Genomic DNA, 21,694 nt, shown 5'->3' with positions numbered 1-21,694 from the left:
GCATGCGGGCCGATACTCGCCGGGCGGCGCGCAGCCGGCCCGGTTTATTGGCGACAGGCCATGGATTACATCTTGAACATCATGGGTCCCCTGCTGGAGGGGACGGCGGTCACGCTGCAGGTCTTCGGCGCGACCCTGGTGCTGGCCGTCCCGCTCGGGCTGGCGCTGGCGCTGATCCGGCTTTCCCGCTTCCGTGCCGCGAGCACGGCGGTGGCGGGCTACGTCTGGCTGATGCGCGGCACGCCGCTGATGCTGCAGATGCTTTTCATCTACTTCGCGCTGCCCTTCGTTCCGGTGGTCGGCATCCGCCTGCCGGATTTCCCGGCGGCCATCGTCGCCTTCGTGCTCAACTATGCCGCCTACTTCGCCGAGATTTTCCGCGCCGGCATCCAGTCGGTCGGACGCGGCCAGTACGAGGCGGCTCAGGTGCTTGGCATGAGCCGGGCGCAGACCATGCGCCGCATCATCCTGCCGCAGATGGTCAAACGCATCCTGCCGCCGATGAGCAACGAAACCATCACCCTGGTCAAGGACACCTCGCTGATCTACGTGCTGGCCATGAACGACCTGCTGCGCGCCGCGCGCGGCATCGTCCAGCGCGATTTCACGACCATGCCCTTCGTGGTTGCCGCTGCCTTTTACTTGGTCATGACCCTGCTGCTGACCTGGGGCTTCATGCGTCTGGAGAAGAAATATGCCGTCTACGACGACTGAGCCGATGATCCGCGCTGCCCACCTGCACAAGCGCTTCGGCGACCACGAGGTGCTGAAGGGCGTCTCGCTGGAAATCGGCAAGGGCGAGGTCATTGCCATGATCGGCCCCTCGGGTTCCGGCAAGAGCACGTTCCTGCGCTGCCTGAATCAGCTGGAGCGCGTCGACCGCGGGGAAGTGATCATCGAAGGCGAAACCCTGGTCACGACGGATGCGAGCGGCCACTGCCGCTACGCACCGGACAAGGAAGCGCGCCGCATCTGCGCCAAGATGGGCATGGTCTTCCAGCACTTCAACCTGTTCCCGCACTTGAGCGTACTCGGCAATCTGATTGAGGCGCCGATGACGGTCAAGGGGCTTTCCCGCGACGCCATCGTGCCGGTGGCCGAGGAGTTGCTGCGCAAGGTGGGGCTGTTTGCCAAGTGCGATGCTTATCCGTCGCAGCTTTCCGGTGGGCAGAAGCAGCGCGTTGCCATCGCCCGCGCACTGGCCATGGCGCCGGACATCATGCTGTTCGACGAACCCACCTCGGCGCTCGACCCGGAACTGACCGGCGAAGTGCTGCGCACCATGCGCCAGCTGGCCGACGAGCATATGACCATGCTCGTCGTCACGCATGAAATGGCCTTCGCCCGCGACGTGTCGACGCGCACCGTGTTCATGGATGGCGGCGACATCGTCGAGGCCGGTGTGCCTGCCGATCTGTTCAGCAACCCGCAGCAGCCGAGGACGCGGGCTTTCCTCAATCACATGCTCTGATTTTTTTGGAAACACTTCGGGATTTCCGAAGTTTTTTTATGCGGGGCGGGCTGTATCGAAGGCTTCCCGTCCGCATAGAATGCGCGGGTTCTCCATTGAGGCCATTCCCGCCATGTTCGAATTCCTGCTCTCCCCCGAAATTTGGATCGCTTTCTTCACGCTGACCGCGCTGGAGCTGGTCCTCGGCATCGACAACATCATCTTCATCTCCATCCTGGTCGACAAGCTGCCCAAGGAGAAGCAGGAGATTGCCCGCAAGATCGGCCTGTTCCTGGCGATGTTCATGCGCATCGCGCTGCTGCTCGTGTTGTCGTGGATCGTCGGTCTGACCGAACCGGTGCTGACGCTGTTCGGCTACGGCATTTCAGGGCGCGACATCATCCTTATCCTCGGTGGCCTGTTCCTGATCTGGAAGAGCACCGGCGAGGTGCATCAGTTGCTCGAAGGCGAGGAGGGCAGCGAATCGGCCAAGGTCGCCTCCAGCTTCGCCGGCGTCATCGCCCAGATCATCGTCATCGACCTCGTCTTTTCGCTCGACTCGATCATCACGGCCGTCGGCATGGTCAGCCAGGTTGGCGTCATGATCGCCGCCGTCGTCGCCTCGGTCGGCCTGATGATGCTGTTCGCCAAGTCCATCGGCGACTTCGTGTCGAACCACCCGACGATCAAGATGCTGGCCTTGTCCTTCCTGGTCGTTGTCGGTGTCGTGCTGATCGCCGACGGCTTCGGTCACCACGTGCCGAAGGGATATATCTACTTCGCCATGGCCTTCTCGGTCGGTGTCGAGATGCTCAACATCCGCGTGCGCAAGAAGGCCGTCAAGCCGGTCGACCTGCACGAGCCGTATGCGCGCGAGATGGGTAGCGACTGATCGCTCAGACCGGCGACAGCACGGCGGCGACCCGCCCCGGTTCGATGCGGATCGAACGCAGCAGCCAGCGCGCCGCCTTTTCCTGCAGCGAGCCGTCTTCGCGCAGCACGTAGACCGGCTTGCTGCGGAAATAGGCGGTCATCAGTTGGGTGATCGCCTGGCGGGCCATCGGCTCGGCTTCGCGCGAGATGCCGGTGGACTGCACCGACTCGGCGACCGGGTTTTCCAGGAAGAAGGCCTTGGCGTTGTCGTCGTAGCGCAGGCCGGAGGTGCCGAGCACGTCGACCGGTACCGGCGGGTTGCCGAGCAGAGAAACATTCAGTCGCGCGGCGACGCTGGCCTTGCCTTCCGGTGCGCCGAGATGGATTTTCGGCGGCTCGATCAGGGCGACGACGATCATGCCCTTGCCGTAGCTTTTCTGCATGCCGCCGCTTTTGTCGACCTGCGCCTGGATGTCGGCTTCGGAGATGTAGATTTCCTTATCGAGCAGGCCGGCGCTCAGGGCGGCCGTGCTGACGGCCAAGGCCAGTGCGGCAAGTAGGGATTTCACGGTCATCAATTTTCTCGGTTGGTATCGGCGTATTTTCCCACCCATTGGCGCCGGTAGTGCACCGGTGCCATGCCCGTCCATTCGACGAAGGCGCGGTAGAAGGCCGAGGTGTCGGCGTAGCCCAGGTCGGCGGCGACCTTGGCGATGGAGTCCTTGCTCTTGGTCAGGCGGGCCAGCGCCATGTCGCGGCGCAGGGCGTCCTTGATGCCGCGAAAACTCGATCCTTCTTCTTCCAGTCGACGGTGGATGGTGCGCGGCGAGAGATGCAGGCGGTCGGCGATGTCGTCAAGGCTCATTGTGTCGGGCAAGGCGGCGCGCAGCAGGTCGCGGACGCGAATGACCATCTCCCGGTCGCGCCGGTAGAGCATGGTGATCTTGCCCGGAGCACCATCGAGGAAGCTGCTGAGTGCTGCTTCATCGCGGCGGATGGGCAGGTCGAGCAGATTGGCATTGAAACTGGCGACCAGCGTGCCCATGCCGCCCGGCACGGTCGGCGCGAAACGCGAGTCCTCGGTGAAGATCAGGGCGTAGTCGCCGAAGTGCGCTGGTTTGCGGTAGGGGAAGATCACGCTGTCGAGGCCGATGCCGCGTCCGGCCAGCCAGCAGGCAAGGCCGTGCAGCAGGCGGAGAAGCCACTCGAAAGCGAAGATGCGGCCGGGGTCTTCGGGGTTGTCGGAGAGTCGGCGGGTTTCGCCGATGACTAGTTCGGCATGGCCTTGCGAGCGGCGGACGCTGACCGCGAGGTCAGGCAGGACGATGTGCAGGAAGCGGCTGGCGCGGGCCAGTGCTTCGGCCAGGGTCGGCGCGCTCAGGCAACCACGGCAGAGGAACTCGAAACTGCCGACGCGCATCGGTTGGGCGAAAAGATTGAAGGCCTCGTCATCCAGCTGGCGGTTCAGCCGATTGTAGAGGGCCGCATAGCGCTCGATGGGAATGCGGCTGGCCGTGTCTGCAATATCAATTTCCAGCGCGGAAAGCAGGGGTGATGGATCGATCCGGCGATGGGTCATGCCGGCCAGCATGCCGGTAACAAATCCCATTGCGACAGTAGCTTGCGTTCTGCTTGGTGAGTTGGCGATCGTGCGGTGCACCATTTTGTGGGTCGGCAAGGTAGCGGTTCTCTTACTGTATCACCTTGGCGGAATTTGCACGATTATCGTCATTCGCCACAATGGCAGTGCGGTCAAAGCGGCCTACCATGAGCGCCTTTCCTACTTATTCGATGAGGCAGGCGTCATGACCGATTTGTCCGTAGCCAAGAAGTTGTCCCCGTACAAGCCGAAGAACAAGGTCCGTTTCGTCACAGCCGCCTCGCTGTTCGACGGCCATGACGCGTCGATCAACATCATGCGCCGCATCCTGCAATCGACCGGTTCCGAGGTTATCCACCTCGGTCACAACCGCTCGGTTCAGGAAATCGTCAATGCAGCCCTGCAGGAAGACGTACAGGGCATCTGCATCACCTCCTACCAGGGCGGTCACGTCGAATTCTTCAAGTACATGATCGACCTGCTCAAGGCCAATGGCGGCGAGAACATCAAGGTCTTCGGTGGCGGCGGCGGCGTTATCGTGCCGTCGGAAATCAAGGAATTGCACGCGTATGGCGTGACCCGCATCTACGCGCCGGAAGACGGTGTGCACATGGGCCTGCAAGGCATGATCAACGAGGTCGTGCAGCATGCCGACTACGATGTTGCCGATCAGGGCGTGCCGACCGCCGAACAGGCGCTGGCTGGTTTGCAGGCTGGCGACAAGCGCCTGCTGTCGCGCCTTATCACACTGCTCGAAAACGGCGAGGCACCGGCCCTCAAGGAGCCGCTGCTCAAGGCTGCAGCCGCGCTGGAAACCCCGGTGCTCGGCATTACCGGTACCGGCGGTGCCGGCAAGTCGTCGCTGACCGACGAACTGGTGCGCCGTTTCCGCCTCGACCAGGGCGACAGTGTCAAGATCAGCATCGTCTCCATCGACCCGTCGCGCAAGCGGACCGGCGGTGCGCTGCTCGGCGACCGAATCCGGATGAATGCCATCGAACATCCGAACATCTTCATGCGCTCGCTGGCTACCCGCGATACCGGCTCCGAAATTTCCGTCGCGCTGCCCGAGGTCATCGCCGCCTGCAAGCTGGCCGGCTTCGATCTGGTGGTCGTCGAAACCTCCGGTATCGGTCAGGGCAATGCCGCCATCGTGCCTTTCGTCGATCTGTCGCTGTACGTGATGACCCCGGAGTTCGGTGCCGCCTCGCAGCTGGAAAAGATCGACATGCTCGACTTCGCCGACTTCGTCGCCATCAACAAGTTCGACCGCAAGGGCGCCGAAGATGCGCTGCGCGACGTGCGCAAACAATACCAGCGCAACCGCGAACTGTTTACCACGCCGACCGACGACATGCCGGTCTTCGGCACCCAGGCCGCCCGCTTCAACGATGATGGCGTTACCGCGCTGTATCAGGCGCTGGTGCCGGCTCTCAGCGAAAAGGGCCTGAAGCTTGCTCAAGGCAAGCTGCCGCTGGTCACCGTCAAGCAGTCGTCCAGCCAGCGCGCCATCGTGCCGGCCCAGCGCGTCCGCTATCTGGCGGAAATCGCCGATACCGTGCGTAACTACCACGCGCATACCGCCGAGCAGGTCCAGATCGCCCGCGAGCGTCAGTCGCTGCGCATCGCCAAGAATGTCTTCGCCGGTTGCGACAAGAATGTCACTGATTTCGACGAGATGGTCGCTTTCAAGGATAGCCAGCAGGACCCGAAGGCAAAGAAACTGCTCGACATGTGGCCGGATACCGTCGCAGCCTATTCGGGCGACGAATACGTCGTGAAGATTCGCGACAAGGAAATCCGCACCCAGCTGACCAGCCAGTCGCTCTCCGGTACCAAGATCCGCAAGGTCATCCTGCCGACCTATACCGACGACGGCGAAATCCTGCGCTTCCTGATGCGCGAGAACGTGCCGGGTTCCTTCCCCTATACCGCCGGCGTCTTCGCCTTCAAGCGCGAGGGCGAGGATCCGACCCGCATGTTCGCCGGCGAAGGCGATGCCTTCCGCACCAACCGCCGCTTCAAGAAGGTCTCCGAAGGCATGCCGGCGCATCGCCTCTCCACCGCCTTCGATTCGGTGACCCTGTACGGCTGCGATCCGGACGAGCGCCCGGACATCTACGGCAAGATCGGCAACTCCGGTGTCTCGATTGCCACGCTCGACGACCTCAAAGTGCTGTATGACGGGTTCGACCTGCTCGCCCCGAGCACCTCGGTGTCGATGACCATCAACGGCCCGGCGCCGATCATCCTGGCCTGCTTCTTCAATACCGCCATCGACCAGCAGATAGCCAAGTTCGAGAAGGAAAACGGCCGTCAGCCGACCGAGGACGAAGCCGAGAAGATCCGCGAATGGGTGCTCAAGTCCGTGCGCGGCACGGTGCAGGCCGATATCCTGAAGGAAGACCAGGGGCAGAACACCTGCATCTTCTCGACCGAATTCGCGCTCAAGATGATGGGCGACATCCAGGAATTTTTCGTCCATAACCAGGTGCAGAACTTCTACTCGGTATCGATCTCCGGCTACCACATCGCCGAGGCCGGCGCGAACCCGATCTCGCAGCTCGCCTTCACGCTGTCCAACGGCTTCACCTACGTGGAAAGCTATCTGGCGCGCGGCATGCACATCGACGATTTCGCCCCGAACCTGTCCTTCTTCTTCTCCAACGGCATGGACCCGGAATATTCGGTGATCGGTCGTGTCGCCCGCCGCATCTGGGCGGTGGCGATGAAGAACAAGTACGGCGCCAACGAGCGCAGCCAGAAGCTGAAGTACCACATCCAGACCTCCGGCCGCTCGCTGCACGCGCAGGAAATGGACTTCAACGACATCCGTACCACGCTGCAGGCGCTGATCGCCATCTACGACAACTGCAACTCGCTGCACACCAACGCCTACGACGAAGCGATCACCACGCCGACCGAGGAATCGGTGCGCCGCGCCATGGCCATCCAGCTGATCATCAACCGCGAGTGGGGCGTCGCCAAGAACGAAAACCCGAACCAGGGCGCCTTCGTCATCGACGAACTGACCGATCTGGTCGAGGAAGCCGTGTTGAAGGAGTTCGAAGCCATCGCCTCGCGCGGCGGCGTGCTCGGTGCCATGGAAACCGGCTACCAGCGCGGCAAGATCCAGGAAGAGTCGATGTACTACGAGCACAAGAAGCATGACGGCTCGTACCCGATCATCGGAGTCAATACCTTCCTGAATCCGAAGGGCATGGCCCAGCAGGAAATCGAGCTGGCCCGCTCGACGGATGAGGAAAAGCAGTCGCAGATCAACCGTCTGCGCGCCTTCCACGCCCGCAATGCGGACAAGGCCCCGGCCATGCTCGAGAAACTGAAGCAGACCGTGATCGAGGATGGCAACGTCTTCGCCGTGCTCGTCGATGCGGTCAAGGTTTGCTCGCTCGGCCAGATCAGTAGCGCCTTGTACGAAGTCGGCGGTCAGTATCGGCGCAGTATGTAAGAAATATTGCAGGAAGGATTCCTCGGAGGGAGAACAGCAAACCCGAACCCGTAAGGGAGGAGGAGCCAAAAAAGGACGGCGAGGCTATGTACCTCGCCGTTTTTCATGGTGTTTTGATGGCTGGTGCGGAAATGAATCTACTGGCAAAGTGGCAATTCCGCATTAAAATTCAAAAAAGACACAAAATAATCAGGGGTATGTTTTGCCACCATTGATCGCGAACGAGAAAAATGTCCCGCGTGCCCATCTGATCGGGACGCTGGTCATCGTTCTCCTGATCACTATTGGTCTGGGCGCATTTTTCAGCTGGCAGCAACTGGTCGAGCAGCAGGCTGCGTTGGAGCGGCTTGAACTGGTGGTGACCGAGAAGCTAAAAGCCCGCTTGCGGGGCGAGATGGACAGCGCCATCAGCTTTCTCGAATACACCCGTTTGCGCACCGAGGACGTACTGAAGCGCAGCCTGGTGGAGCAGGTGGATAGTGCATTCCAGATTGCCGAGGCGATTCATGTGCGGGAGTCCGCGCGTCGTCCGGCGGCCGAGGTCAAACGCCTGATTGTCGAAGCCTTGCGGCCGGTACGCTTCTACGATGGTCGCGGTTACTACTTCATCGACGACATGAGCGGCCAGTTCATTCTGTTGCCGACCGCCCCACAGTTGGAGGGGCAGACGCTTCTCGACAATCGGGACGATACGGGCTATTTCATCATGCGCGGCCTGATCGACGCGGCGCGCAAACCGCGTGGCGAGGGTTTTGCGACCTATCGCTGGTATTCCCCGGACAATCCGAAACAGATGACGGAAAAGCTCTCCTATGTCCGTTACTTCGAACCCTACGGCTGGTTGCTGGGAACCGGCGATTACCAGAGGTGGCCCCGCGCAGTTGGACAGAAATTTGGTTTTCTTAAGTGAGTTCTCTGCGGGTTAAGCCGCTGCGGCGAGCAGCGGCTGGTTGAAGTAAGCCGTATCCGGGGTTTGCCCGTCAAGCGTTGAGTGCGGGCGACGACGATTGTAAAAATCGAAGTAGCGGGCCAGCGCCTGTCGGACCTCGGAAACGGTGTCGTAGCCGTGCAGGTAAATCTCCTCGTACTTGACCGATTTCCAGAGGCGTTCGACGAATACGTTATCGCGCCAGCAGCCCTTGCCATCCATGCTGACCTGAATGCTGTGCTCCTGAAGCAAGCCAATGAAGGCCGAACTGGTGAATTGGCTGCCCTGGTCTGTGTTCATGATTTCCGGTCGGCCATACTTCATGATGGCCTCTTCCAGAGCATCGACGCAGGGATCAGCCGTCAGGCTGTTCGACAGGCGCCAACTCAGCACCCGACGGGTTGCCCAATCAAGCACCGCGCTCAGATAGACGAAGCCCCGGCGCATCGGGATGTAGGTCGTATCCATGGCCCAGACCTGATTCGGACGCTCGATGGCAAGGCCGCGCAGCAGGTAGGGATAGATGCGGTGTGCCTGGTTGCGCCGACTGGTGTTGGCCTTGCGGTAGATGGCCTGGATATCGAGCTTCTTCATCAGCGTACCGACATGTTTGCGACCGATTTCATGGCCTTCGAGCTTGAGCATATCGCGCAACATCCGCGCACCGGCAAAGGGATGCTCCAGGTGCAGTTCATCAATCCGCCGCATCAGCATCAAATCGATTTCGGATGTGGGCTGCGGCTGGTAATAGACAGAAGAACGCGAAAGCTCAAGTAACTGGACTTGCCTGACGACAGGCAGATCGTGGGCCTTGTCGATCATCGTTTTGCGCTCGCATCGCCGATGCGACCGAGCGCGACGGCCAAAAAATCAATCTCCAACGCCTGCTGGCCTATCTTTGCATGCAAATCCTTCAGGTCCGGCGTGGCCGCCTGCTTCTCGGCAGCCGTCGCAAAGACACCCGAGGCGTTCTCGAGCAATTGTGTCTTCCATTGCGTAATCTGATTCGGATGAACGTCAAACTTCTCTGCTAACGCAGCCAGCGTCTCATCGCCCTTGAGGGCGGCAATCGCCACTTTGGCCTTGAAGGCGGCTGTGTGGTTACGGCGGGGTCTTCTCATTGCTTCTGCTCCTAGGCAGGCGATTTCCATCGCCCATTGAAGCAGAGATTTCACTTAACTCGATGTCCGGATTCGCGGAACCACCTCTACCTTTACAAATGGGAACGAATGCAGCAGCAGGAGGCGCTGGCGCGCTTGCGCGCCCTGCGTTTTGGCCGGGAAGGCTATTTCGTGGTGATCGACGGCACCGGCAAGCTGCTGTTGTCTCCCGCCAACACCGCATTCGAAGGGGCGAGCGTTAGCGATATTCCAGAACCGCACCGGACGAGCCTGATCAAGCTGTACGAATCCGCGCGGCAGGGCGGCCAACTGGTCGACTATCCGTTCTGGGGCGGCGGCAACGTCGGGCCACGGCAGAAGACAGCCCTGGTCGAAAAAATCGCTCCGTGGAACTGGGTCGTCATGGCGACCATCTTCAGCGATGAGGCGACTGATCTGGCGGCCGAAGAGGCGCGACACCAGTCCATGCTCGATGGCTCGCAACTGCTGCATCTAGCGATCGCGGCCTTGGTCGCGCTGGCCCTCGGGGTGGTCGCCTCACTGGCTTTTTCGCGTTGGTCGAATCGCCTGTTCGCTGCATATCACCGTCAAAATGAGGCGCAGCAGGAGGCTTTGCGCGCCAGCGAGGACAAGCTGGCAAGCATTCTCGATAGCGTCGAGGCCTATATCTATATCAAAGGCACGGACTACGCCTACCAGTACGCCAACGGCCGGGTATGCGAGTTGTTCGCTGCGTCGCTGGAATCGATCATCGGCAAGGACGACTATGCCTTCTTCGATCAGGCGACCGCCGACAATCTGCGCCGCAATGACCGGCGCGTGATCGAAGGCGGGGAGCGCGTCGTCGAGGAGGAGGTGAATACCACCGAGAACGGGGGGCTCACCAAGGCGTTCCTGTCGATCAAGATACCCCTGCGTCGTCCCGATGGCTCGATCTATGCGCTGTGCGGCATTTCAACCGACATCACGCTGCGCAAGAAGCAGGAGTTCGAGCTCGAAACTTACCGTCACGGACTGGAGGAACTGGTCGCCTCGCGAACCGCCGAACTGGCCGAGGCCAAGGATGCCGCTGAGGCTGCCAGCCGGGCCAAGAGCCTTTTCCTCGCCAACATGAGTCACGAGATACGCACGCCGATGAATGCGATTCTCGGCATGGCCTACCTGCTGCACAAGGAGACGACCGACGACAAGGCGCGCGAACGTCTGGACAAGATCACGGCTGCTGCCAACCATCTGCTCGGCGTCATCAACGATATTCTCGATTTGTCCAAGATCGAGGCGGGAAGCCTGGTGCTGGAGGATCGCGAGTTCTCCCCCCGCGAGCTGGTTGCCGATATCCTGCAGATGGTCGGAGAACGCATCCGCGAGAAGGGTTTGTCGATCCGGACGACGATCAGCGACGAGGTGCCGGAGCGGCTGCGTGGCGATTCCGTCCACCTGGGGCAGGCCTTGCTCAATTTCGTCGGGAATGCGGTCAAATTTTCAGAGCATGGGGAAATTTGCGTCGCTCTGCGTCTCGAGGCCGACCTGGGCAGCCATATCAAGCTGCGCATGGAGGTGACGGATCAAGGCATCGGTGTCAGTGTTGATCAGCAGGCCCGGCTGTTCAAGGCTTTCTCGCAGGCCGACGAATCGATTACCCGCAAATACGGCGGCACCGGCCTCGGTCTGGCGATCAACGGCCATCTGGCACGGCTGATGGGAGGCGATATCGGTGTCAGCAGCGAGGAAGGGGTTGGCAGTTGCTTCTGGCTGACGGCTCGCCTTGCCCGCGTCGAACCAATTGTTGACGAGCTTGCGCTTCCGGCGGGGCATCCCTTGCCCCTGCCGGAACAGGAGATCGCCAGCCGGTATGCCGGTCGCCGCGTTCTGCTGGTGGAGGACGACGAGATCAACCAGGAGGTGGCCGGCGAATTGCTGGGCATGGCCGGGCTGGCGGTGACGGTGGCCAGCAACGGGGCGGAGGCGGTCGAGTGCGTGCGCAACGAGGCGTATGCCCTGGTCCTGATGGACATACAGATGCCGGTCATGGGGGGCATCGAGGCGACCCGGCTCATCCGCCAGCTTCCTGGCCGGGAAAACATTCCCATCCTGGCGATGACGGCCAATGCCTTCGACGAGGACCGCCGCATCTGCATGGAGGCGGGGATGAACGACCATATCGGCAAACCGGTCGAGCCGGACCTTCTCTACGCCACTTTGCTCAAGTGGCTGCGTTGAAGTAGCCCCGGCGGGCGTTTCTGCCGCAAAATGCGTCTCTATCGACAGACGACCCGGGATGCCCATGAACGCCAACGACGATCTCGCCACCAGCCTGCAACGCAACCGCATCAGCCGCCGCCAGGTGCTGTGGCTGCTGGGTGCAAGCGCCCTCTCCGGCTGCGCCTCTTCGCCGGTTGGGGGCGGCTCGATCCTGGTCGGCATGAGCGAGGACGAGGAGAAAGCCGTCGACCAGAAGGTTGCTCCGCAACAGTTCTCGCAGGATCTCGGCGCGGTACAGGATGCCCAGATCAACCAGTATCTGACCGAAGTTGGCCGGCGCTTGGACGGCAAGACCCACCGACCGCAGATGCCCTACTCGTATCGCGTGCTCAACGCCAACTACGTCAATGCCTACACCTTTCCGGGCGGCGCCATGGGTGTGACGCGTGGCATTCTGGTCGATCTCGACAACGAAGCCGAGCTGGCAGGCCTGCTCGGCCATGAACTGGGTCACGTCAATGCCCGCCATGCCGCGCAGCGTCAGGGGCAGGCGATGGTGGCCTCGGTGGCGGCGACCGGCATCAACATCATCGGTTCGGCGGCCGGCTTTGGCGGGTTGACCGACATCGGCACGCAGCTTGGCGCCAGCGTGCTGCTTTCCAGCTATTCGCGCGACAACGAGCGGGAGGCTGATGCCCTGGGCCAGGAATACATGGTGCGTGCCGGCTACCCGGCGAGCGGCATGGTCGGGCTGCAGCAACTGCTGGTCGACCAGGAAAAGGCGTCGCCGGGCATGCTGCAGACCATGTTCTCGACGCACCCGATGAGCAGCGAGCGGCGCGACACAGCGCGGCAAATGGCCGAAAGCAAGTACGCCGCCAGCAACAAGCGCGATACCGGGCGCGAACGCTTCATGGACAGCACGGCATCGTTGCGGCGTATCAAACCGACCATCGAGGCTTGTCAGAAAGGCGAGGTAGCGCTGTCGCGCAAGGAGTTCGGCAAGGCCGAGGGGAGTTTTCGCAGTGCCCTGGCGGCCACGCCGCGCGACTACGCGGCCAATGTCCTGATGGCCAAATGCCTCTCCGCCCAGGACAAGGATGCGCAGGCACTGGAGTACGCACAGGCGGCAACCAAAATCTATCCTCAGGAGGCCCAGGCCCAGAAGATGGTCGGCGTTCTGGCGCTTGCCCAGAAAGACCCGGCCAAGGCGTACGAGCATCTTGATCGCTACGACCGCCTGATACCGGGCGATGCCGGCGTTACGTTCCTCAAGGGGGTGTCACTGGAAGGAATGGGGCGCAAGCAGGATGCCGCCAGCCAGTACGCCGCCTATCTGCGGCGTACCCAGAAGGGCAAGGCGGCGGAGTACGCCTACAGTCGCCTGCAGGGCTGGGGTTACGTCAAATGACGTGGTGCCGGGGGCGCTCTGAACGTCGGAGCGCTAAGGCGTGGGCGGGTTGTCCAGCCAGCGGAGCAGGGTGTCGAATAACTGGGGGGGATCGACCGGTTTCGGGATATGGTCATTCATCCCGGCGTCGAGGCAGCGCTTGCGGTCCTCGTCGAACGCATTGGCTGTCATCGCCAATATCGGTATCCCCGCACGGCCGGGCAGTGCGCGGATTGCCCGGGTTGCATCGAGACCGTTCATGATCGGCATCTGGACATCCATGAGGATGGCTCGATAAGCGGTTGTCGTGGCCTTGGCCAGCGCCTCGGTGCCATCATTCGCAATGTCGACGACCAGCCCGGCGGCTTCGAGCAGGGCGGTCGAGACTTCCTGGTTGATCGGTTCATCTTCGGCCAACAGGATGTGGCTTCCCGCGTAGCGCGCGAGCAGCTGGCGCTCGGCATCGGTGCTGGCCGCCAGCTGCGGATTGGATGAGGCGCTCGCCGCCGTTCGCAGGCAAACCGTAAACCAGAAGGTGCTGCCCGTTCCCGGTTGGCTATCCAAGCCGACACGGCCGCCCATCATTTCCGCCAATTGCTTGCTGATGGCCAGCCCCAGGCCCGTTCCGCCATAGCGGCGGGTGGTCGAGCTGTCGGCTTGGGCAAATGCGGAGAACAGGCGCTTTTGATCTTCGGGTGAAATGCCGATGCCCGTGTCGCGCACCGCGAAATGCAGTTGGCACGATCCCGGCGGTGCCTCGCCGCGGGTGACGGTGATGGTCACGCCGCCGCGCTGGGTGAATTTGATGGCATTGCCGGCGAAATTGAGCAGTATCTGTTCGAGGCGCAACGGATCGCCGTACAAGGCCAGTTGCATCAAGTCCGGCGTGATGTCCAGACGGAGTGCCAGGCCTTTTTCGGCGGCACGTTGTGCGACCAGACTGTGGACGTTCTCGAACAGGCCACCCAGCCTGAAGGTGGTTTCTTCCAGCGTGAGTTGCTCGGCTTCGATCTTCGAGATGTCGAGAATGTTGTTGATGATGCGCAGCAGGCGTTGCGAGGCCTGTGCCACTTTGCTCAATTGGTCGGCTTGCCTGGCATCCACGGGGTGACGTTTGGCCAGGTCGGTCATGCCGATGATGGCATTCATCGGGGTTCGCAATTCGTGGCTCATGTTGGCCAGGAAGCTGCTCTTGGCGCGGCTCGCCGATTCGGCGAGTTGCTTGGCTTGAGACAGCTCGGCAGTGCGTTCCGCGACGCGTCGCTCCAGCTCCGACGCGCTGCGCTTGCGTTCGGTGATGTCGCGCAGGAATCCCAGCAACTGGCCATTGCTCGGGTTGAAGGTGGCGTTGACCTCAACCGGCCAGCAGGAGCCATCCTTGCGTCGATGCACGGTTTCGAACTGGTCGCTGCCCAGGGCTGTCAGGCGGGCGATCCGGGCGGCGCTGGCGGCAGGGTCTTCGGTGACATCGAGATCGCTGATTGTCATGGTGAGCAGCTCGTCCCGGGAATAGCCGGACTGCCGGGAATAGGCCGGGTTGGTATCGAGCAGCCGGCCTTGGTTCGATACCCGCCAGAAGCCGTCGGTCGATGTCTCGAGTATGTGTTGGAGCGTTTCGTGTCCGTCGCGCAACTCGCGCTCTCTTTCCTTCACGATGTCGATCAGATGATTGAAACTCTCCAGCAATTGTCCGATTTCATCGTTCCGGGCAACCGGTAAGGGGGCCAGCGCTTGTTTCGGGCCGGACATGTCGCTCAAGGTCTGGATCGTGCCAAGCAGCGGGGCAAACTGTCGCTTGAGGATCCACCAGATCAAAAGTGTGACCAGCAGGGTGAGTGCGAGGGCTCCCAGCAACAACTGGCGCCGCAAATCGTTGATTGGCGCGAAGGCTTCGCTGGTCGGCAGGTAGACGGCGAGAATCCAGCCGGCACTGGGAATATTCTTGTCCGACGCCAGAATTTCGATGCCCAAAGGGTTGGTCGTGACAGCCGAACCCTCCTCGCCCGCAAGAAAGCGATCGATTACCGGGTATTGTCCGGGCGGCGGCAGAGTTTCCATGACCCTGCTTTTGTCGCTGCTGGTGACGATCATCCGTTCCCGGGGTGAAATGACCAGGTAGCCTCCGGTCTGGCCGTAGCGCCCGGCGGTAACGTAGTCGAAGAAACTGGGCAGGCCCAGATTGATGGCGCCAGCTAGGGCGCCGATAATCTTTCCTCGCGCATCGCGAACCGGGGCGGCGAGGCCGACCACGGGGGCATTCAGTATCTTGCCGACGATCGGTCGGCCAACACCGCTCAGTCCGTTATGGATGGCATTGGCGACGACTTCGATATCCATGTAATTGATGCCGCGTCGGCCAATCTGTACGGGGATGTCGGCAATCGCGGTGCCACGGGCGTCATAGACAATCACACCGCCATTGAACAGGGATAGCGCGAGCGGCCGATTCTCAAGCAGAGCCTGTATTTTTGCGGGTTCGGCGGTGACGAGCGGTGAGACGGCAGAGGCTAGTTGCTCGAGGGTTTTCAGGCGGTTATCGATCTCGTGGTCGAGTTGCCCGGCGACCAAGGTCGCCGTCGAGAGCTCCGCCGCGCTGAGTACCTGTTCAAGATCCTTGCGCAGTATCTGGCTGGCCATCAGGGCGAGCAGCCAGATGCCGGCGACGAAAATGGCGACCGTGGACAGCGTCATTCGCGTTTTCAGCGAGTGTTTCCGGGTTTTTCCTGGCGCCATTCGATTTCGAGCCTCGCACAAAAGCTGCATCCGATGTGCCAACCCTGGGGTCGGTAATGCTCAGTATAGCGCCATGAAACGCGGTCGGCGCGTGTGGCGAATGGACGGCCGCGACGGAGCGCTTCGCTCGCTCGCGAAGCGGTGCGCTAGTCTCCGAAGCGGCGCAATCCGTCGAGGTCGACGATATGGATGCCGCCGTATTCGCTGCGCACCAATCCGGCATCCTCGAGCACCTTGAGCGCCTGGTTGGCGCGCTGGCGTGAGACGCCGGACAGATAACCGAGTTCTTCCTGGGATATCTGCAGCAGGCGGTTGGTCCCGGGGTAGAGCACGGGGTTGAACAAGGCCGCCAAGCCGCGCGCGATGCGGGCGTCGGTGTCCAGCATGCGCTCGTTTTCGATCATGCCGATGAACTGGCCGAGTCGTTCATTGAGCTGCGCGATCAGGTAGCGGTTGAATGGGATGCTGTGATCCATCAGCCACAGGAAGGTTGCCCGGTTCATGAAGGCAACGCGCGTTTCGCGCAGCGCCATGACATCGTAGCGGCGGGTTTCCTTCTTGAGCAGCGATCCTTCGCCAAACCAGCCGCCGGTGCTGATGCCGGTCAGCGAGGTGGTCTTGCCGGTGGTCCAGTGGCTGGCCATCTTGCCCAGGCCGTCGATGATGCCCATCCAGTATTCGACAGGCTCGCCCTTCATGCAGATGAAGGCACCCGGGGCAAACGTGCGCTCCGTGGTTCCGGAGAGTGCCTTGTCCAGTTCCCCCTCGGTCAGCGACTGCCCCCACAGGGAGCTTCGCAGCAGTTCCTCAGCGTTATTCAAAATATTTTCCGGATTGTCTGCCGAGCGACAATTATACGTCCGCAATGTGCATACACTGCGCGACAAGCTCAGTGATTGTCGCTGGGGGTTGCAAGGTCTGCGTAAGCCAGCAATCCCCACAATGAATCAAACGAACGTTAGACCGCGAACCATGAGTCGCGGCGGAGGAGACGAGAAATGCCTACGCAGGTGAATTTCGATTCGCTGGACGGTTTGCACACCTTCCCGCGGCTGTTGTTTCATCACGCCAGGGTCCGGCCCAACGCGCCGGCCATGCGCGAGAAATATCTCGGTATCTGGCAGACCTGGACGTGGTCCGATGTTGCCGAGCGCGTCCGGGCATTGGCCTGCGGCCTGGCTTCGCTGGGCTTCAAGCGCGGCGACAACCTGGCCATCGTCGGCGACAACCGTCCGCACCTTTACATGATGATGAGCGCCGCCCAGTGCCTGGGGGGCGTTCCGGTGCCGCTGTATCAGGATGCGGTGGCTGCCGAAATGCTGTTCGTGCTGCAGGACGCCGGTGTCCGCTTCGCCATCGTCGAGGACCAGGAGCAGGTCGACAAGCTGTTGGAGATCAAGGATCAGCTGCCGTCGCTCGAGCACATCATCTATGACGATCCGCGCGGCATGCGTCACTACAACCAGCCTTTCCTGCACGATGTGCATGAACTGATGGAAATGGGGCGCATCCACGATCGCAACCACTCCGATTTCCTCAATGACGAGGTCGAAAAGGGGCATTTCGACGACGTCTCGGTGATGCTCTACACCTCCGGCACCACCGGCAAGCCCAAGGGCGTCTGCCAGACGCACGCTGCCTTTATTGCCGCGGCACAGGGCGGGGCGCAGGTCGACAAACTGGGTGCCGAGGGCGATATCCTCTCCTACCTGCCGATGGCCTGGGTGGGCGACCATCTGTTCTCGTTCGCGCAATCGCTGGTCTGCGGTTTCACCATCAATTGCCCGGAGTCCGGCGAGACGGTGATGACCGACCTGCGCGAAATCGGCCCGACCTACTACTTCGCACCGCCGCGCGTCTTCGAGAGCCTGCTGACCTCGGTGCAGATCCGCATGGAGGACGCCGGGCCACTCAAGCAGCGCCTGTTCCATCACTTCATGGCGGTCGCCAAGCGCTGTGGTGGCGACATTCTCGACGGCAAGCCGGTGTCCGGTGGCGACCGTTTCCAGTACTGGCTCGGCAACCTGTTGATCTACGGCCCGCTGCGCAACGTGCTCGGCATGAGCCGGATCAGGGTCGCCTACACGGCCGGCGCAGCCATCGGCCCCGAGCTGTTCAGTTTCTACCGTTCCATCGGCATCAACCTCAAGCAGCTCTACGGCCAGACCGAAACCTGCGCCTACGTCTGCCTGCAGCCGGATGGTCAGGTCAAATCCGACACCGTCGGCGCTCCGGCGCCGGGGGTCGAGATCAAGATTGCCGACAACGGCGAGGTGCTGGTCAAGGGTGCGATGTTGCTCAAGGAGTATTACAAGCGCCCCGACGCGACCGCCGAGTCGATCAACGCCGACGGTTATTTCCTGACCGGCGATGCCGGCTTCCTCGACGAGGACGGCCACCTGAAGATCATCGACCGCGCCAAGGATGTCGGCAAGCTGTCGAACGGCGCGATGTTCGCCCCGAACTACATCGAGAACAAGCTGAAGTTCTTCCCGTTCGTGAAGGAAGCCGTCTGCTTCGGCCACGACCGCGACATGGTCTGCGCCTTCATCAACATCGATGTCGGCGCCGTCGGCAATTGGGCTGAGCGTCGCAACATCGCCTACTCGGGTTATACCGACCTCGCCGGCAAGGCGCAGGTGCTGGAGATGATCAAGTCGTGCATCGAGGAGGTGAACGCCGCGCTCGCCCATGACGCCATGGTCGCCGACTCGCAGGTGCATCGCTTCCTCGTCCTGCACAAGGAGCTGGACCCGGATGACGATGAGCTCACCCGCACGCGCAAGGTGCGCCGCAATTTCATCGCGGAAAAATACAAGGTACTGATCGACGCCCTCTACGGGGGCAAGGGCAAGCAGTACATCGAAACCGAGGTCAAGTTCGAAGACGGGCGTCGCGGCAAGGTGTCCGCCGACCTCGCGATCATCGATGTCAAGACCTTCCCGATCGCCAAAAAAGCGGCCTAAGGGAGAGAGAACAATGAGCAGAAAAATCGGCGACGTCATCCTCGACCTGCAGAACATTTCGCTGCGCTTCGGCGGCGTCAAGGCACTGACCGACATTTCCTTCAATATCCGCGAGCACGAAGTGCGCGCCATCATCGGCCCCAATGGTGCCGGCAAGAGCTCGATGCTCAACGTCATCAACGGCGTCTACCATCCTCAGGACGGCAAGATTTTCTACCGTGGCGTCGAACGCAAGAAGATGGAGCCGCACATGGCGGCAAGCACCGGCATCGCCCGGACCTTCCAGAACATCGCGCTGTTCAAGGGCATGAGCGTGCTCGACAACATCATGACGGGACGCACCCTCAAGATGAAGAGCAACATGCTGTTGCAGGCACTGTGGCTCGGCCCGGCCCAGAAGGAAGAGATCGCGCATCGGCGCAAGGTTGAGGAAATCATCGACTTCCTCGAAATCCAGCACATCCGCAAGACTCCTGTGGGGCGTTTGCCTTACGGGCTGCAGAAGCGTGTCGACCTCGGCCGAGCCCTGGCCATGGAGCCGCAGATTCTGCTCCTCGACGAGCCGATGGCCGGCATGAACGTCGAGGAAAAGCAGGACATGTGCCGCTTCATCCTCGACGTGAACGACCAGTTCGGCACCACCATCGTGCTCATCGAGCACGATATGGGGGTGGTCATGGATATTTCCGACCGCGTGGTCGTTCTCGACTACGGCAAGAAAATCGGCGACGGCCTGCCGGACGAAGTGCGTTCCAGCCCCGAGGTCATCAAGGCCTACCTGGGCGCGGGTCACTAAGCGGAGAGCAACATGGGATTCTTTATCGAAACACTGATCGGCGGCTTGATGGCCGGTATGCTGTACTCGCTGGTGGCGCTCGGCTTCGTGCTGATCTTCAAGTCCTCCGGCGTTTTCAACTTCGCCCAGGGGGCGATGGTTCTGTTTGCCGCGCTGGCCATGGCGCGCTTTTCCGAGTGGGCCAACGCGGCCCTCGGCGGCAACAGCCTGTTCCTGGCCAACCTGATTGCCTTTGTCGGCGCCGGGGCGGTGATGTGGTTCGTCGCTTGGGCGGTCGAACGCTTCGTGCTGCGCAAGCTGGTGAACCAGGAGGGCGCCACCCTGCTGATGGTGACGCTGGGCATCACCTACGTCCTCGAGGGCATCGGCCAGACCATCTTCGGCAGCGAGATCTACAACATCGATGTCGGCATGCCGAAAGAGCCGGTGATGATGTTCGAGAGCCTGTTCGAAGGCGGCATCCTGATCAACAAGGAAGACTTCATCGCCGCCCTCATCGCCGCCCTGCTGGTCGGGCTGCTTACCCTGTTCTTCCAGAAAACGCCGGTCGGACGTGCGCTGCGCGCGGTGGCCGACGATCACCAGGCGGCCTTGTCGATCGGCATCCCGCTCAACCGCATCTGGGTCATCGTCTGGTTGGTCGCCGGGGTCGTTGCCCTGGTCGCGGGCATCATCTGGGGTTCCAAGCTGGGCGTCCAGTTCTCGCTGGCGACGGTAGCCTTGCGCGCGCTGCCGGTGGTCATCCTCGGCGGCTTGACCTCGGTGCCGGGCGCCATCGTCGGCGGCCTGATCATCGGTGTCGGCGAAAAACTCTCGGAGGTCTATATCGGACCGATGGTCGGTGGCGGCATCGAAATCTGGTTCGCCTATGTCCTCGCCCTCGTCGTTCTGCTGTTCCGGCCGCAGGGTTTGTTCGGCGAAAAGATCATCAATCGGGTGTGATCATGATGAACAAAGCATTCAATCTTTCGGCGCAGGCTAACTTGCGGGGCAAGTCAAGCGTCAGCGGCCGTAGCCAAAAGATCATCAATCGCGTCTGACCGTCAGGGAGAAAAACGTGCTCTATCGTGAAAACGGCCAGTTCAAGACCACTTACGCGGCCGACCAGCAAATCTTCACCATCGCCCAGGACAAATGGTTCGTCCTCGGGGTCGTCGCCTTCGCTTTCCTCGCCGTGCCGATGCTGGCCGACGAGTACATGTTCCGCGCCATCCTCATTCCCTTCCTGATCCTGTCGCTCGCCGCGCTCGGGGTCAACCTGCTGGTCGGCTATTGCGGCCAGATTACCTTGGGGGCCGGGGCCTTCATGGCGGTTGGAGCATATGCGGCCTACAACTTCCTGATCCGCATCGACGGCATGCCGCTGATCGGCGCCCTGCTGCTCGGCGGGCTGACTTCTGCTGGCATGGGCATCCTTTTCGGCATCCCCAGCCTGCGGGTACGCGGCCTCTATCTGGCGGTGGCGACGTTGGCGGCGCAGTTCTTCTGCGACTGGGCTTTCCTGCGCATCAAGTGGTTCACCAACGATTCGTCGTCGGGTTCGGTGTCGGTGTCCGATCTCAGCGTCTTGGGTTGGGTTGTCGACACGCCGGCCGAAAAATACCTGTTCTGCCTCGGCTTCATCGTCGTCTTCGCAATGATCGCCAAGAACCTGACGCGCGCCACCATCGGCCGCCAGTGGATGGCCATCCGCGACATGGACGTGGCCGCCGAAGTCATCGGCATCCGCCCGATGTACGCCAAGCTCTCTGCCTTTGCCGTCAGTTCCTTCTTTGTCGGCGTCGCCGGCGCCCTGTGGGGGTTCGTGCACCTCGGCTCCTGGGAGCCAGCGGCCTTCTCGGTCGATCGTTCCTTCCAGCTGTTGTTCATGGTCATCATCGGGGGCCTGGGGTCGATACTCGGCAGCTTCGTCGGCGCCGCGTTCATCGTCATCCTGCCCATCTTCCTCAACCAGTTCCTGCCGGCGCTCGGCGGTCTGCTCGGGTTGCATATCTCGACAGCCGCGGTGTCGCATGCGGAGCTGATCATCTTCGGTTCGTTGATCGTTTTCTTCCTGATCGTCGAACCGCACGGCCTGGCTCGCCTGTGGGCGATCGCCAAGGAAAAACTGCGTCTGTGGCCTTTCCCGCACTGACGCGGAGACAGCAAAATTTCACGATTCATAAC

At 61.6% G+C, this 21,694-nt stretch carries 16 protein-coding genes; 11 read left to right on the top strand and 5 right to left on the bottom strand.

Annotated elements, in window-relative coordinates; translation table 11 throughout:
* The first annotated feature begins 60 nt into the window (after nt 1-60).
* The 3 genes from AB6Q56_RS16535 to AB6Q56_RS16525 all read left to right on the top strand — a co-directional run bounded on the left by AB6Q56_RS16535 (nt 61) and on the right by AB6Q56_RS16525 (nt 2,342).
* Nucleotides 61-714, top strand: a complete 654-nt coding sequence (locus tag AB6Q56_RS16535) for an amino acid ABC transporter permease (RefSeq protein ID WP_434514148.1) — start codon at nt 61-63, stop codon at nt 712-714.
* Nucleotides 695-1,471 carry an amino acid ABC transporter ATP-binding protein gene (locus tag AB6Q56_RS16530; RefSeq protein WP_434514147.1) on the top strand — a complete coding sequence of 259 codons (777 nt, stop codon included), beginning with the start codon at nt 695-697 and terminating at the stop codon, nt 1,469-1,471. Before AB6Q56_RS16535 ends, AB6Q56_RS16530 begins: the two co-directional genes overlap by 20 nt.
* A gap of 79 nt (nt 1,472-1,550) precedes the next feature.
* A complete protein-coding gene (locus AB6Q56_RS16525; RefSeq protein WP_434514146.1) occupies nt 1,551-2,342 on the top strand; it encodes a TerC family protein in 792 nt (263 codons plus the stop codon).
* A gap of 4 nt (nt 2,343-2,346) precedes the next feature.
* On the opposite strand, the gene AB6Q56_RS16520 is transcribed toward AB6Q56_RS16525, so the two are convergent.
* Together AB6Q56_RS16520 and AB6Q56_RS16515 are read right to left on the bottom strand one after the other, a co-directional pair.
* Nucleotides 2,347-2,898 (bottom strand): DUF1439 domain-containing protein, encoded by a 552-nt coding sequence (locus AB6Q56_RS16520; protein WP_434514145.1) that lies wholly within the window; start codon nt 2,896-2,898, stop codon nt 2,347-2,349.
* Entirely contained in the window at nt 2,898-3,932 is a 1,035-nt protein-coding gene (locus AB6Q56_RS16515; protein WP_434514144.1) for an AraC family transcriptional regulator, read from the bottom strand. Before AB6Q56_RS16515 ends, AB6Q56_RS16520 begins: the two co-directional genes overlap by 1 nt.
* A gap of 196 nt (nt 3,933-4,128) precedes the next feature.
* Here AB6Q56_RS16515 and icmF point away from each other — a divergent pair, with 196 nt between their 5' ends.
* Both icmF and AB6Q56_RS16505 read left to right on the top strand, forming a co-directional pair.
* Nucleotides 4,129-7,392, top strand: a complete 3,264-nt coding sequence (gene icmF / locus AB6Q56_RS16510) for a fused isobutyryl-CoA mutase/GTPase IcmF (protein ID WP_434514143.1) — start codon at nt 4,129-4,131, stop codon at nt 7,390-7,392.
* Nucleotides 7,393-7,594: 202 nt separating this feature from the next.
* Entirely contained in the window at nt 7,595-8,302 is a 708-nt protein-coding gene (locus AB6Q56_RS16505; protein WP_434514142.1) for a cache domain-containing protein, read from the top strand.
* Between the two features lie 12 nt (nt 8,303-8,314).
* Here the strand turns inward: AB6Q56_RS16505 and AB6Q56_RS16500 are convergent.
* Nucleotides 8,315-9,441 (bottom strand): IS3 family transposase gene (locus AB6Q56_RS16500; protein ID WP_374755713.1). Its coding sequence is split into 2 segments (ribosomal slippage): nt 8,315-9,183 and nt 9,183-9,441, totalling 1,128 coding nucleotides; the frame shifts between segments, so codons are not numbered across the junction.
* A gap of 108 nt (nt 9,442-9,549) precedes the next feature.
* Between AB6Q56_RS16500 and AB6Q56_RS16495 the strand changes: the two genes are divergently transcribed.
* Together AB6Q56_RS16495 and AB6Q56_RS16490 are read left to right on the top strand one after the other, a co-directional pair.
* Nucleotides 9,550-11,661, top strand: coding sequence for a response regulator (locus AB6Q56_RS16495; protein ID WP_434514141.1), 2,112 nt, complete (start codon nt 9,550-9,552; stop codon nt 11,659-11,661).
* A gap of 64 nt (nt 11,662-11,725) precedes the next feature.
* The gene (locus AB6Q56_RS16490) at nt 11,726-13,054 is read left to right on the top strand and encodes a M48 family metalloprotease (RefSeq protein ID WP_434514140.1); all 1,329 of its coding nucleotides are present in this window, start codon (nt 11,726-11,728) and stop codon (nt 13,052-13,054) included.
* Nucleotides 13,055-13,087: 33 nt separating this feature from the next.
* On the opposite strand, the gene AB6Q56_RS16485 is transcribed toward AB6Q56_RS16490, so the two are convergent.
* Both AB6Q56_RS16485 and AB6Q56_RS16480 read right to left on the bottom strand, forming a co-directional pair.
* A complete protein-coding gene (locus AB6Q56_RS16485) occupies nt 13,088-15,724 on the bottom strand; it encodes an ATP-binding protein (protein ID WP_434514139.1) in 2,637 nt (878 codons plus the stop codon).
* 188 nt (nt 15,725-15,912) lie between these two features.
* Entirely contained in the window at nt 15,913-16,587 is a 675-nt protein-coding gene (locus tag AB6Q56_RS16480; protein WP_434514138.1) for a Crp/Fnr family transcriptional regulator, read from the bottom strand.
* A 177-nt stretch (nt 16,588-16,764) separates the two neighbouring features.
* On the opposite strand from AB6Q56_RS16480, the gene AB6Q56_RS16475 reads away from it, so the two are divergent.
* The 4 genes from AB6Q56_RS16475 to AB6Q56_RS16460 all read left to right on the top strand — a co-directional run bounded on the left by AB6Q56_RS16475 (nt 16,765) and on the right by AB6Q56_RS16460 (nt 21,662).
* Nucleotides 16,765-18,732 (top strand): AMP-dependent synthetase/ligase, encoded by a 1,968-nt coding sequence (locus AB6Q56_RS16475; protein WP_434514137.1) that lies wholly within the window; start codon nt 16,765-16,767, stop codon nt 18,730-18,732.
* A gap of 13 nt (nt 18,733-18,745) precedes the next feature.
* Nucleotides 18,746-19,528, top strand: a complete 783-nt coding sequence (locus AB6Q56_RS16470; protein ID WP_434514136.1) for an ABC transporter ATP-binding protein — start codon at nt 18,746-18,748, stop codon at nt 19,526-19,528.
* A gap of 12 nt (nt 19,529-19,540) precedes the next feature.
* Nucleotides 19,541-20,470 (top strand): branched-chain amino acid ABC transporter permease, encoded by a 930-nt coding sequence (locus tag AB6Q56_RS16465; protein WP_434514135.1) that lies wholly within the window; start codon nt 19,541-19,543, stop codon nt 20,468-20,470.
* 115 nt (nt 20,471-20,585) lie between these two features.
* Nucleotides 20,586-21,662: a branched-chain amino acid ABC transporter permease gene (locus AB6Q56_RS16460; RefSeq protein ID WP_434514134.1), complete on the top strand. Its 1,077-nt coding sequence runs from the start codon at nt 20,586-20,588 to the stop codon at nt 21,660-21,662.
* The last annotated feature ends 32 nt before the right edge of the window (nt 21,663-21,694 follow it).

The organism is Dechloromonas sp. ARDL1, from assembly GCF_051122455.1.
Taxonomy (GTDB): domain Bacteria; phylum Pseudomonadota; class Gammaproteobacteria; order Burkholderiales; family Rhodocyclaceae; genus Azonexus.
The sequence above is the reverse complement of the archived record's forward strand: the minus strand, read 5'-3'. Positions and strand labels throughout refer to the sequence as shown.

Coding starts and splice junctions, on each gene's coding strand:
- AB6Q56_RS16535 (WP_434514148.1), top strand. CDS start 61: ATGGATTACATCTTGAACATCATGGGTCCCCTGCTGGAGGGGACGGCG.
- AB6Q56_RS16530 (WP_434514147.1), top strand. CDS start 695: ATGCCGTCTACGACGACTGAGCCGATGATCCGCGCTGCCCACCTGCAC.
- AB6Q56_RS16525 (WP_434514146.1), top strand. CDS start 1,551: ATGCGCGGGTTCTCCATTGAGGCCATTCCCGCCATGTTCGAATTCCTG.
- AB6Q56_RS16520 (WP_434514145.1), bottom strand. CDS start 2,898: ATGACCGTGAAATCCCTACTTGCCGCACTGGCCTTGGCCGTCAGCACG.
- AB6Q56_RS16515 (WP_434514144.1), bottom strand. CDS start 3,932: ATGGGATTTGTTACCGGCATGCTGGCCGGCATGACCCATCGCCGGATC.
- icmF (WP_434514143.1), top strand. CDS start 4,129: ATGACCGATTTGTCCGTAGCCAAGAAGTTGTCCCCGTACAAGCCGAAG.
- AB6Q56_RS16495 (WP_434514141.1), top strand. CDS start 9,550: ATGCAGCAGCAGGAGGCGCTGGCGCGCTTGCGCGCCCTGCGTTTTGGC.
- AB6Q56_RS16490 (WP_434514140.1), top strand. CDS start 11,726: ATGAACGCCAACGACGATCTCGCCACCAGCCTGCAACGCAACCGCATC.
- AB6Q56_RS16485 (WP_434514139.1), bottom strand. CDS start 15,724: ATGACGCTGTCCACGGTCGCCATTTTCGTCGCCGGCATCTGGCTGCTC.
- AB6Q56_RS16475 (WP_434514137.1), top strand. CDS start 16,765: ATGCCTACGCAGGTGAATTTCGATTCGCTGGACGGTTTGCACACCTTC.
- AB6Q56_RS16470 (WP_434514136.1), top strand. CDS start 18,746: ATGAGCAGAAAAATCGGCGACGTCATCCTCGACCTGCAGAACATTTCG.
- AB6Q56_RS16465 (WP_434514135.1), top strand. CDS start 19,541: ATGGGATTCTTTATCGAAACACTGATCGGCGGCTTGATGGCCGGTATG.